Source organism: Nocardia panacis (assembly GCF_003598715.1).
GTDB classification, from domain to species: domain Bacteria; phylum Actinomycetota; class Actinomycetes; order Mycobacteriales; family Mycobacteriaceae; genus Nocardia; species Nocardia panacis.
The window spans coordinates 123604-135907 of the sequence record NZ_QZFU01000041.1; the positions used below are offsets into that span (position 1 = coordinate 123604).

General features: G+C 68.1%; 10 protein-coding genes. 6 read left to right on the top strand and 4 right to left on the bottom strand.

Features of this window, described 5'->3' with window-relative positions:
* Positions 1–20 precede the first annotated feature (20 nt).
* The 4 genes from D5S18_RS28630 (at position 21) to D5S18_RS36200 (ending at position 4154) form a co-directional block, all read left to right on the top strand.
* Positions 21–923 (top strand): SDR family NAD(P)-dependent oxidoreductase, encoded by a 903-nt coding sequence (locus D5S18_RS28630; RefSeq protein ID WP_120044230.1) that lies wholly within the window; start codon positions 21–23, stop codon positions 921–923.
* A gap of 7 nt (positions 924–930) precedes the next feature.
* Positions 931–1851, top strand: a complete 921-nt coding sequence (locus D5S18_RS28635) for a ferritin-like domain-containing protein (RefSeq protein WP_120044502.1) — start codon at positions 931–933, stop codon at positions 1849–1851.
* Positions 1848–3326 carry a flavin-containing monooxygenase gene (locus D5S18_RS28640; protein ID WP_120044231.1) on the top strand — a complete coding sequence of 493 codons (1479 nt, stop codon included), beginning with the start codon at positions 1848–1850 and terminating at the stop codon, positions 3324–3326. The genes D5S18_RS28635 and D5S18_RS28640 overlap by 4 nt, the downstream gene beginning before the upstream one ends.
* Before the next feature lie 72 nt (positions 3327–3398).
* A complete protein-coding gene (locus D5S18_RS36200) occupies positions 3399–4154 on the top strand; it encodes a MerR family transcriptional regulator (protein WP_120044232.1) in 756 nt (251 codons plus the stop codon).
* Between the two features lie 160 nt (positions 4155–4314).
* Here D5S18_RS36200 and D5S18_RS28650 read toward each other — a convergent pair whose 3' ends face one another.
* Positions 4315–6435: a RecQ family ATP-dependent DNA helicase gene (locus tag D5S18_RS28650; RefSeq protein WP_120044233.1), complete on the bottom strand. Its 2121-nt coding sequence runs from the start codon at positions 6433–6435 to the stop codon at positions 4315–4317.
* Positions 6436–6576: 141 nt separating this feature from the next.
* Between D5S18_RS28650 and D5S18_RS28655 the strand changes: the two genes are divergently transcribed.
* Complete coding sequence (locus D5S18_RS28655) at positions 6577–7065, top strand: hypothetical protein (RefSeq protein ID WP_120044234.1); 489 nt, start codon at positions 6577–6579, stop codon at positions 7063–7065.
* Between the two features lie 29 nt (positions 7066–7094).
* On the opposite strand, the gene D5S18_RS28660 is transcribed toward D5S18_RS28655, so the two are convergent.
* The 3 genes from D5S18_RS28660 to D5S18_RS28670 all read right to left on the bottom strand — a co-directional run bounded on the left by D5S18_RS28660 (position 7095) and on the right by D5S18_RS28670 (position 10826).
* The gene (locus tag D5S18_RS28660; protein WP_120044235.1) at positions 7095–8318 is read right to left on the bottom strand and encodes an RtcB family protein; all 1224 of its coding nucleotides are present in this window, start codon (positions 8316–8318) and stop codon (positions 7095–7097) included.
* A 77-nt stretch (positions 8319–8395) separates the two neighbouring features.
* Positions 8396–9460: an amidohydrolase family protein gene (locus D5S18_RS28665; protein WP_120044236.1), complete on the bottom strand. Its 1065-nt coding sequence runs from the start codon at positions 9458–9460 to the stop codon at positions 8396–8398.
* Position 9461: 1 nt separating this feature from the next.
* Positions 9462–10826 carry a type I glutamate--ammonia ligase gene (locus D5S18_RS28670; RefSeq protein WP_120044237.1) on the bottom strand — a complete coding sequence of 455 codons (1365 nt, stop codon included), beginning with the start codon at positions 10824–10826 and terminating at the stop codon, positions 9462–9464.
* A 195-nt stretch (positions 10827–11021) separates the two neighbouring features.
* On the opposite strand from D5S18_RS28670, the gene D5S18_RS28675 reads away from it, so the two are divergent.
* Positions 11022–12287 carry a glutamate-5-semialdehyde dehydrogenase gene (locus D5S18_RS28675; protein WP_120044238.1) on the top strand — a complete coding sequence of 422 codons (1266 nt, stop codon included), beginning with the start codon at positions 11022–11024 and terminating at the stop codon, positions 12285–12287.
* Positions 12288–12304 lie beyond the last annotated feature (17 nt).

Here is a 12304-nt window from a genome sequence, read left to right on the forward strand (position 1 = left end):
CGTGGAGCGGGTGAGCTGACATGTTCGGCCTGGAGAAACTACTTCCGATCGAGCGGCGGCCGCGCCGCACACAGGGCGCGCGAGCGGTGGTGACAGGTGCGGGCAGCGGCATCGGCCGCGCCTTCGCCCTGGAACTCGCGGCCCGCGGCGGCGCGGTCATCTGCGCCGATATCGACGAGGCCCGCGCCGCCGCCACCGTCGCGCTCATCGAGGCCCACCATCCGGGCCGTGCGCACGCCATCGGCTGCGATGTGGCCCGCCGCGAAGATGTCGAGATCCTCGCGCGCTTCGCCGATTCGATCTTCGACGCGCCGGTGACCCTGGTGGTCAACAACGCGGGCGTCGGCATCGGCGGAAAACCGGTGGGGGAGATCGGATTCGCCGACTGGGAGTGGACACTCGGCATCAACCTGTGGGGCGTCGTACACGGCTGCGAGATCTTCACACCGCGACTGCGCGCGGCCGGACGCGGCGGCATCATCAATGTCGCCTCGGCCGCCGCCTTCGCCGCCGTCCCGGAAATGGCCGCCTACAACGTCTCCAAGGCCGCGGTGCTCGCACTGTCGGAGACCATGGCCGCCGAACTCGCGCCCGCCGGAATCGCGGTGACCGTGCTGTGCCCCACCTTCGTCAAAACCAATGTCGCCAAGGACGGTCGCATCACCGCTCAAGCCATGGGCTTGGCCGAGAACCTCATGCGCTGGACCGGATTCAGCCCCCAGCGGGTGGCCCGCACCGCGCTCGACGCGCACGACCGGGGACAACTGCATGTGCTGCCGCAACTGGACGCACACCTGGTCTGGCTGCTCAAGCGCTGCTTCCCCGCCCAATACACCTACGCCCTCGGACTACTGGAACGGATCCTGCCGCACGCGGATTCGGCCACGCACCGCCCGGCGGTCACCGACAGAACGGGAGTCTGACATGGCCATCACCATGGACTTCGACGACATGCTGCGCAAGATCAAGGACCGGCAGTGGGCGCTGGCCGATATCGACTGGGACGCGCCCGGCGCCGAAACCATCGGCCCCGACCTGCATGCCAGGCTCAAACCCTTCATGACCGACCTGATGTGGATCGAGAACGTCGGTGCGCGCGGCTTCGCGGCAATGGCCAAGAAGGCCCCCACCGAGACGCTGCGCGAGATCTACCGCTACTTCCACGCCGAGGAACAGAAACACGCCAATGCCGAACTGGCGCTGATGCGGCGCTGGGGGATGCTCGACGGCGAAGAGATCCCGCAGCCGAATGTCAACGTCAAACTCGTCATCGACTTCCTGGACCGATACGCCGACGAGATGTCGATGTCGTTCCTGGGCACCGTGATCCCGATGCTCGAGGTGGCACTCGACGGCGCGCTCATCAAATTCATCGTCGACGAGATCGAGGACCCGGTCTGCCAGGAGGCGTTCAAACGCATCAACAGCGACGAATCCAGGCATCTCGCCGTGGATTTCGCGGTCATGGACCTGCTCGGCCACACCGCGCTGCGCAAACTGCTGATCGAACTCATCGGCGGCTGGGTGCGACCCACCTTCCTCATCGGCGTGCTCAGCTATGTGCCGCTGCTGAACAAGATGCGCGACAACATCGTCGCGATGGGCGTGGACGAGGAGAAACTGTTCGCGGCGATGCGGCGCTACGCCAATGTGGGTGAGCGCAGCGAATTCGCCCGGCGACTGCCGATGTATCAGATCGTCAAGCGGCACAGCACCTGGGTTGTCGATCGCGGCCACCCTTACCACCTGCTGGCCGACGCGTTGGTCAAGATCACCGGCCTGGTGCCGCGGCAACTGCTGCGACCCGACCCCACCTGGTCCAAGGAACTCACCTATCGGAGTGCCGCGTGAGTGTGGACATCGCCGTCATCGGCGCGGGCTTCGCAGGGATCGGCACCGCGATCAAATTGCGGCGCAAAGGCATTCGCGACTTCGCCATCCTGGAACGGGATTCCGCCATCGGCGGCACCTGGCGCGACAACACCTATCCCGGTGCGGCCTGCGATATTCCCTCCCGGTTGTACTCCTACGGCTTCGCACCCAACCCGGACTGGTCCCACACCTACTCCGGCAGCGCCGAAATCCTGCGCTACATCGAGACCATCACCCGCGAGCACGGGGTCATGTCACATATTCGGTTCGGGCACAACGTCACCGGGATGGTCTTCGACGAGGCGGCGGGCGAATGGGAGATCGCCGTCGCGGGCCGACCCGCCCTGCGGGCGCGCGCCGTGGTGCTGGCATCCGGGCCGCTGGCCAATGCGAGTTGGCCCGACATCCCCGGACTCGACACCTTCACCGGACACAAGATCCACAGTGCGCGTTGGGATCACGACTACGACTTCACCGGCAAACGCGTCGCCGTCATCGGGACCGGGGCCAGTGCGGTGCAGATCGTGCCCGAACTCGTCGAGAAAGCCGCCGCCGTGAAGGTCTTCCAGCGGACGCCGGGCTGGGTGCTGCCCAGAGTGAATCGGCAGACCAGCGCCCTGGTCCGGGAGATCTACCGGCGGGTGCCCGGCGCGCAGGAATTGGCGCGGGCCGCCTGGTTCTACGGACACGAGTCGGTGGCGCTCGGCGTGGTCTGGAATACGCCGCTCACCAGGGTCGTCGAACTGGTCGGCAAGGCCCAGCTGCGTCGGCAGGTCGCCGATCCGTGGCTGCGTCGCCAGCTCACCCCCGATTTCCGGGCGGGATGCAAACGGCTGCTCATGACCGACGACTTCTATCCCGCCTTGCAGCGCGCCAACTGCAAGCTCGTCACCTGGCCCATCGCCCGCATCGCCCCGCACGGCATCCGCACGGCCGAAGGTGTCGAACATCTCGCCGATTGCCTCGTCTTCGCGACCGGATTCGAGGTGGGCAAAGCGGGAACGCCGTTTCCGGTGCTCGGCCGCGGCGGGCGCTCGCTCGGCGACGAATGGGCGCGCGGCGCGTACGCGTATCGCAGCGTCGCGGTTTCGGGCTATCCCAACCTGTTCCTCACCTTCGGACCCAATTCCGGGCCGGGACACAATTCCGCACTGATCTACATGGAGGCGCAGATCGACTACCTGGTGCGCGCCATCGGCATCATCCTGGACCGGGACTTGCGCACGCTGGAGGTGCGTCGGGACCGGCAGGACCGCTACAACGCCGGACTGCAGCGCAGGCTCGCCGCCACCACCTGGAATTCGGGCTGCCGCAGTTGGTATCTGACCGCCGACGGATTCAACGCCACCATGTATCCCGGATTCGCGGGGCAGTACACGCACCAGTTGCGTGCGGTGCGGCTCGACGATTACGCGGCGATGCCCAGGCGCGCCCGAACTGCGGCAGTGTCCTAGTGGAGGGCGGGCAGGCGAGGGCCGGATAAACTCGGCTCGGTCATGGCAGGTGTGCATAGGAGGTGAGTTTCGGTGCCGGAGTACCGGATCGACGATCTCGCCCGCGCGGCGGGCACCACCACCCGCAATGTGCGCGCCTACCAGGAGCGGGGTCTGCTGCCGCCACCCGTCGGCCGCGACGGGCGGGCCAGCATCTACGACGACTCGCACCTCGAGCGGCTGCGCCTGGTCGACGCACTGCTGCAACGCGGGTTCACCACCGCCCACATCGCCGATTTCATCACCAGCTGGGAGACCGGCAAGGATCTCAGCGAGGTCCTCGGCCTGCAACACGCGGTGACGGCGGCCTGGGCCAAGGACGAATCCTTCGAGGTGCCGCGCGAACTCGTCGGCGCCATCCTCGGCCCGCAGGTCGATGAACTCGTCGACCGCCTCGGTGAGCTGAAATTGGCCCGCGTCGAGGGCGACACCGTCGTCTTCCCCGACACCCAATTGCTCGCCGCCTTCGCCGAACTGCACGAATACGGCCTGGAACTGCGCACCCTGCTCGATATCCACGGCCGCGTCGCCGACCGTATCGACGACATCGCCCGCACCATGATCACCGCCGCCAAACAGCACATCATCGACCAGCGCGGCCCCGGCTGGCTCCCCGAGACCACCCCCGAGATCGCCGAAACCACCGCCATGCTCAACAAAATGCGCGAACTGGCCACCGCCTCCGTCCACGCCACCCTCGCCCGCTCCCTCGACGCCACCCTCCACCGCGAACTAGGCGACTACCTGGCCACCGCCGCCGACCGCAACCCCCACAAAAACCCCAGCTGAACCCACCTTTATAAATTTTCCGAAATCCCCCGGTGAAAATTTATACTCGCAGGATGGCACCCATCAGACTCTCCCGCGCCGAGGTGGCGGTGCTGTCTAATCTCGCCGACAAACCCGCGCCGATTCGACAGGTCCGGATCGCTGCCGCGACCGGTGGGTCCTAGGTGACGGTGGCGAGGGTGAAGGGGAGGACGGCGGTGGCGCCGGATTGGCGGAGGGTGTGGGTGGCGAGGGTCAGGGTCCAGCCGGTGTCGGTTTGGGCGTCTACCAGGAGGATTGGGCCGGGGTTCGCGGTGAGGTTGGGGGGTTGCCAGGAGTTGTAGAGGGCGGCTACGCGGTGGGCGGAGTTGGCGGCGGAGACGGGGGGAAGGTCGGGGCGGCGGAGGAGGGTGCCGAGGTTGTGCAAGCGGCCGATCTCGGCCAAGCGGGCGGCCAGGGTGCCGGTGAGGATGGGGTGGTCGGGGGAGTCCATGGCGAGGACGGCGGTGGGGCGGGTGGTCCAATTCCATTCGCGCAGCACGGCTATGGCGGCTTCGACCACGACGTCGGGGACGGGGGCGTCGGGGGCGTCGAGTAGGGCGCGCAGGCGTTGACCCCAGCCGAGGTCGGTGAGGCGGCCGATGGCGCGACCGGTCTCGGCGCCGGAGGTGATCTTGCCGGACAAGGGGATTCCGAGTTTGGCCAGACCGGTGGGCCACTGTTTGCGCGGGGCGAGATCCAGGCCGGGGCGATCCAAGCGGGCGCGGGTGGCGGCCAGGGCTTCCTCGGCGACCGCGGTATCGAGGCGGGTGCCGGTGCAGTTGTCGCAGCGTCCGCAGCCCGGTGAATGCGGTTGGGACGCAGGCAATCCCGGATCATCCAATTGGCGGCGCAGGAATTCCATCCGGCAGTCGGCGGTGCTCTGATAATCCAGCATGGCCTGCTGCTCGGCCTCGCGGGCGGCGGACAAGCGGGTGTAGCGTTCGGTGTCGTAGGTCCACGGCGCACCGGTGGCCAACCATCCGCCGCGCACCCGGCGCACCGCGCCATCAACGTCGAGCACCTTCAGCACCATCTCCAGCCGGGACCGATTGAGTTCGACCAGCGGCTCCAGCGCCACCGTGGACAGCGGTCGGTCCGGATTCAGCGCCGCGAGCACCGACCGCACGATGTGCTCGCGCGGAAAGGCGACGGAGGCGAAGTAACTCCAGATGCGGGTGTCCTCGGGGCCGGGCAGCAGCACCACCTCGGCGCGGGCGGTGCCGCGCCCGGCGCGACCCACCTGCTGGTAGTAGGAGATGGGGGAGGAGGGCGCGCCGACATGGACCACGAAACCCAGGTCGGGTTTGTCGAAACCCATGCCGAGGGCCGAGGTGGCGATGAGCGCCTTGACCTCATTGCCGAGCAGCGCGGCCTCCAACGCCTCCCGCTCGGCCGGATCCGTCTGGCCGGTGTAGGCGGCGACGCGATGCCCGTGCGAACCGAGCACATCGGCCAGGTCCTGCGCGGCGGCCACCGTGAGCGCGTAAACGATGCCGGAGCCGGGCAGTCGATGCAGTTGCTCACCGAGCCAGGCCGTGCGCGCCACCGCGTCCGGCAACCGGACCACCGACAGATGCAGCGACTCCCGGTCCAGCGTTCCGCGCAGGACCAGCGTGTCGGTGCCGATCTGGGTGGCGACATCGCGGACCACCCGATCGTTGGCGGTGGCCGTGGTGGCCAGCACCGGAATACCCGTGCCCAACTCGTCGACCAGGGTGCGGATGCGGCGATAGTCGGGGCGGAAATCGTGGCCCCAGTCGGAAACACAGTGCGCCTCGTCGATGACGACCAGGCCCGCGTCGGCGGCCAGCCGGGGCAGCACCTGATCGCGGAAGTCCGGATTGTTCAGCCGCTCCGGGCTGACCAGCAGCACGTCGACGGTGCCCGCCGCCACTTGGGCGTGGATCTCGTCCCACTCGGTGACATTGCCCGAATTGATGGTCGCCGCAACGACTCCCGCGCGTTCGGCGGCGGCCACCTGGTTGCGCATCAGCGCCAGCAGCGGTGAGACGATCACCGTCGCGCCGCGACCCTGCGCCCGCAGCAGTTTGGCCGCGATGAAGTACACCGCCGATTTGCCCCAGCCTGTGCGCTGCACCACCAGGGCGCGCCGCCGGTGCACCACCAGCGCCTCGATGGCGCGCCACTGGTCCTCGCGCAGCCGCGCCGACGGCCCAGCCAACTCCCGGAGCAGCCCCTCGGCGCTCTCGCGCAGGGCAGGGGAGGTGGGGTTCGCGGTGGTCGTGGTCACCGGGACCATCCTGCCCGACGACACCGACAAGAGCGAACCGCTATCGATCGTCGCCGGATAGCGCCACGCCATTCACCGCGAATTGCCTGGCGAGGACGGACAATAGGGCGGACAGCATCCCGGCAGGCGGGACCGTGCAGGAGGGCATCGATGTCGAGCAACTATCAGTCCCCGGCGGGTTGGACACCGCCCGGTGCGCAATTCCGCAGTAAGAGCACGATGGCCCGGACGGTGACCGGCGCGGTGCTGGGGCTGGTGGTCACTCCCGTCGGCATCGCCCTGGCCGCGAACGGTGCGGCCGATACCCGACAGTGGATCATTCTCGGCGACACCACCGCGCGGTGGAGTTCCTCCTTCCAAATCATGGGCGGCGCGGTACTGCTGTTCCTGGTCGCGGTGCTGGCCGCGTACTCGCCTGCCGGGGCGGCCATCACCGGATTGATCTGGGGGTTGGTGCCCGGCCTGGCGCATGTGTTCTACCCGGAGGGCACGTTCACCACGATCAATGATCTGCCCGCGCTGTCCGACAGCGTGCGTCAGGCGCTCTACACCTGGGTGATCAACGGGTTCCCGCTGCTACTGGGTGCGCTGCTGCTCGGGACGGCGCTCGCGGCGACGTTGCGCAAGCGCACCGATTAGAACCGGTGCCGCCTTCGGGCGGCACCGGTTCAACCCTTCACGCAGAGCACCTGTCGGAGGGTGGCCACCACCTCGACCAGGTCCCGCTGCGCCGCGATGACCTGGTCGATATCTTTGTAGGCGGCCGGGATCTCGTCGACCACGCCCGCGTCCTTGCGCGATTCCACGCCCTCGGTCTGCGCGATCAGATCCGCGATGGTGAACTGCCGCTTGGCCGCGGTGCGGCTCATCCGTCGCCCCGCGCCGTGCGAGGCGGACTGGAAGGAATCCGGATTTCCCTTGCCGCGCACCACATATGAGCGGGTGCCCATGGACCCCGGAATCAGCCCGAGATCGCCCGAGCCCGCCCGGATGGCACCCTTGCGGGTGACCAGCATCGGCACGCCATCGATCAATTCTTCGGCCACGTAGTTGTGGTGGCAGGAGATGGGTGTCTGGAAACGCACCGGGCGTTCGGCGAATTCGTCGCGCACCGCGCGGCACACCAGCGACAGCATGACCGCGCGATTGCGCGCCGCGTACTCCTGCGCCCAGGTGAGGTCGCGGCGGTAGGCGTCCATTTCCGGTGTGCCGGAAAGGAATACCGCCAGGTCGCGGTCGGGTAGGTCGCGATTGTGCGGCAGCGACCCGGCCACCGTCATATGCCGCTCGGCCAATTCCTTGCCGATATTGCGGCTGCCGGAGTGCAGCAGGATCCATACGGTGTCGCGCTCGTCGAGGCAGACCTCGATGAAGTGGTTGCCGCCGCCCAGTGAGCCCATCTGCTTGTGCGCCTTGGATTCTCGCGCGTGCACCGCCGGGTCCAGTGCGTCGAAGGAACGCCAGAACTCCGTCCACCCCCTGGTGGCGCGGGCGGCCGCGCCATGCGAATCCGCGAATTCGGCGCCCAGGCGGGCCACGTCGACCGGGTCGGGGTGCGCGTGGAAGCCCACCGGGACCGCGGCCTCGATGCGCGAACGCAGCGAGTGCAGGTTGTCGGGCAGGTCGGCGGCGGTGAGGTCGGTCTCGACGCTCTCCATTCCGCAGCCGATATCTACCCCGACGGCCGCCGGGGCCACCGCATCGCGCATGGCGATGACCGAACCGACCGTGGCGCCCTTGCCGAGGTGCACGTCCGGCATGACGCGGACGCCGTGGACCCATTTCAGCGCGGCGATATTGCGCAGTTGTTTCAGCGCCGCCTGCTCGATCTCCTGCTCCGGGACCCACATCAGCGTCCGCGCCCGCGTTCCGGGCAGCTCGACGGGGAACATTCGCGTCGTCCTCTCTCGTGATCTTCCTACTGTCCACGGTAGGGATCGGCGCACCGCCGCGCACTCGAATATCCGGGTCAGGCCGCGTCCGGGAAACGGTAGGTGTGCTCGGCGTTGCGGTGGGCGAGCGCGGTGACGAGTCGGTCGGCGTCGGCGGGGGTGATGGCGTCGGAGGCCAGCCACTCGTCCAGGAGTTTGCGCAGGCCCGTACGCCAGAGTCGTGCGCCGAGGTAGTGGCGCTCGGCCAGGCCGCAGCCGTCGGAGGCATACAGCACCGAGCCGAAGGGCGCCAGTTCGAGGGTTTCGGCGAGGATCGCCGAAGATTGTTGTCCCACAAAGGGAATCGCCAGACCGATATCGATGCGGACGTGGTCGAAGGCGTGGGCGAGGTAGGCCGCGTTGCGGTGGAACGGCCAGCAGTGCAGCAGTATGACTTTCAAGCCGGTATCGGCGGTGGTGCGCAGGAACTCGGTCAGCAGGAGCGGATCGGCGTGGCGCAGGTGCAGGTCCGGATCGCCGAATCCGGTGTGGAATTGCAGGGGGAGATTGTATTCCGCACCGAGTCGGGCGCCGAGTCCGACCAACCAGCCCTGCAGCTGCGGATTCTCGAGGTGCGGAGCGGATTTCGGGGCGGTGGTGACGAGCGGGAAGTCCAGGCCGCAGCGGTAGGCGACAATCGATTTGAGGCCGACCGCCGTACGCAACCGGTCTCGCAACGCCCTTTCGATATCGTCGAAAAGTGTCGCGGCCGACGATGATTCGGCGATGACCTGTTCGGCGACCTGCTCCAGCCGGACGATCTCGTGTACTCGGCCGCCGCCGAGTTCGGCGAATGCGGTCGGATCCGAGCCGCCGAAACCGGTGTCGAGCAGCCAGCGCATCGTGCCGGTAGCACCCAGCAGTCGGGAAGTCGCCTCGCGCCAACCGATTTCGGCGCGCCGTTCGAGGTAGTCATCGGGGTCGGCATGCGCGGGTAGGTCGAGCAAGGGTGCGCACCACCGGCGCACCGCCAAACCCAATGCGGAATCGAAACTGCCGCGCGGACCTTCGCGCAGATGACTCTCGAAGTCGGGACGTTCGAGATCGCCCGCGACCACCGCGTGGCAGTGGTGGTCGATGAGCGGCACCTCATCGATCCACATGCTAGAACCGCCAGCGCGTGCGCTCGACCAGTTCGGCGGGGGAGGTCGTGGCCTCGCGCTCGGCCTCCGCGCGCCGCACCGTCAGCAGGGCATCGTGCAACTCCTGGCCGAGGGCTTCGGCCAGGACGGCGGACTCGGCCAGTTGGTCGGCGGCCTCGGTGGAACTGGTCGGCAGCCTGCGCACCCCGGAGAGCAGCAGCATCTCGGCGTCGAATCCGGCCGGGTCGCCGCTGATCTCGGTGGGCAGTCGCAACTTCTCCGCGACACCCGCCAGACCGGCCGCGATGACACAGCCAACGATCAGGTACGGGTTGCCCGTCGCGTCGAGGCATTTCACCTCGGCATTGGCCGCCCACTCCTCGGTGCCGCGCACCCCGGTGATGAAACGCAGTGCGGCCTCGCGTGTTTCGCGACCCCAGCACTGCCACACGCCCGCCCAGCGCGAAGGTTCCAGGCGGAGGAAGCTCGCCGGATTGCCCGCGCCGACCGCCACCAGCGCGGGTAACTCGCGCAGAATGCCCGCCAGGAATGCCTCGCCGTCGGGGCGCATGCTGTAGGGGCCGCGACCGCCCGCGAGCAGCGACCCGCTCGAGTCGCGCACCGAAAGATGCAGGTGCGCACCCGAACCCGCGCCGTCGGGTTCGATACACGGGGCGAGCATGGCGCGCCAACCGTGCCTGCGACTCACCTCGCGAATGGTGTGCCGCACCAGGACCGCGTCATCGGCCGCCGCCACCGGGTCATTGGGCGCGACGGACAGTTCGACCTGCGAGAGCGCGTATTCCGGGTGGAACTGCTGGACCTCGATCTGCTGACGGGTCAGCGTATCGACCAGATCGCGCGCGTAGTCGGCGATTTGGCCGAGCCGGGTGATGCCGTATCCGGGACCGTGCAGCACCGGCTGGAAATCCGTCGAATCGGCGCCCAGCGCCCATTCCGTCTCGAACGCCATCGAAACGCGCAGCCCCAGTTTGCGTGCCGCCTCGGCCTGGGTGGCGGCGAAATTGCGCTGACAGGCCGCGAAACGGGTGCCGTCCAGGGTGTACTTGTCCGCGGGAGCCCAGGCCCAACCCGGTTGACAGGCCAACTCGGTGAGCCGCGACAGGTCCGGTATCAGGCGCAGATCGCCGTCGGGGCCGCCGAGGAAGCGACCGACCACCATGGCATCGTCGTAGGTGAAGGTTTCGAAGCAGGGCGAGACACCGATCCCGAAGCGCGCCGCATCGGCCAGCCGCGCCGCGGGCACGGCCTTCACCCTGGTGATGCCCGCATTGTCGACGAAGGACAGTGCGACCATCTGGGCATCGATGCGACCGATCGCGCCGAGATCGCCGTCTGCCGGTATGCGTTCCGGCGTGGATGACATGCCATTGAGACTAGATGTCGCAGCCGAATCCGGCGTGCCGTCACGGCCCGATCATCCGTTTCCCGCGAGCGCGGCGGTTTCTTGGGCGGAGCATCCCTGCTGTGTTCATTGATTACCGAGTTCATTGACTACCGACGCCGGCTGTGTCATTGGTCGGCGGCTTCGCCGCCGACGGTGCCCATTACGCTGTACAGCATGACGGTAGGGACCACGCAGGGGCTCGATACCCGCGAGGCGGTGCACGCGGCCGCGCGCCGGGCCAGGATCGCCGCGCGGGCGCTGGCGCAGTTGACGACAGCGCAGAAGAACACGGCCCTGCACGCCGCCGCCGACGCCCTGCTGGCCGAGGCGGACGCGGTGCTCGCGGCCAATGCCGAGGATATCGCCGCCGCGCGTGCGGCGGGCACCGAGGAATCCCTGCTCGATCGGCTGCGCCTGACCAAGGCCCGCGTCGACGGTATCGCCTCCGGGCTGCGACAGGTCGCGGGCCTGCCCGATCCGGTCGGTGTGGTGGTGCGCGGCTCCACCCTCCCGAACGGCCTGGAGATCCGACAGGTCCGGGTTCCGCTCGGTGTCCTCGGCATGGTGTACGAGGCGCGGCCGAATGTCACCGTCGACGCGTTCGGTCTGGCTTTGAAGTCGGGTAACGCGGCGCTGCTGCGCGGATCGTCCTCGGCGGCGAAATCCAATGCCGAACTGGTCCGGGTGCTGCGCGAAGCCCTTGCCGCCCTGGATATCCCGGCCGACGCGGTGCAGTTGCTGCCCAGCGCGGACCGGTCGAGCGTGACGCATCTGATCCAGGCGCGCGGCCTGGTCGACGTGGTGATTCCGCGCGGCGGGGCCGGGCTGATCAATGCGGTGGTCCGCGACGCGCAGGTGCCCACCATCGAGACCGGCACCGGCAACTGCCATGTCTACGTGCACGCGTCCGCCGATCTGGATATGGCCGAGCGCATCCTGATCAATGCCAAGACCCGCAGGCCCAGCGTGTGCAATACCGCCGAGACGGTGCTGGTCGACGCCGCCGTAGCCGAGGTCGCGGTGCCCCGGCTGACCAGGGCGCTCGAGGCGAACGGCGTCACCATTCACGGCGATCTGCCCGGTCAGGTGCCCGCCACCGAAACCGATTGGGCCGAGGAGTATTTGAGCCTCGATATCGCGTTCAAGGTGGTCGCAGGCCTGGACGCCGCCGTTGAGCACATCACCACCTGGGGCACCGGACACACCGAGGCCATCGTCACCGACGATCTGGCGGCGGCCCGCGAATTCACCGCCAGGGTCGATGCGGCGGCCGTCATGGTGAACGCCTCCACCGCGTTCACCGACGGTGAACAGTTCGGCTTCGGCGCGGAGATCGGCATCTCCACCCAGAAGCTGCACGCGCGCGGCCCGATGGGCCTGCCGGAATTGACCTCCACCAAGTGGATCGTGTGGGGCGAGGGCCAGATACGGCCTGTCTAGTTGCAAATGGAAGGACC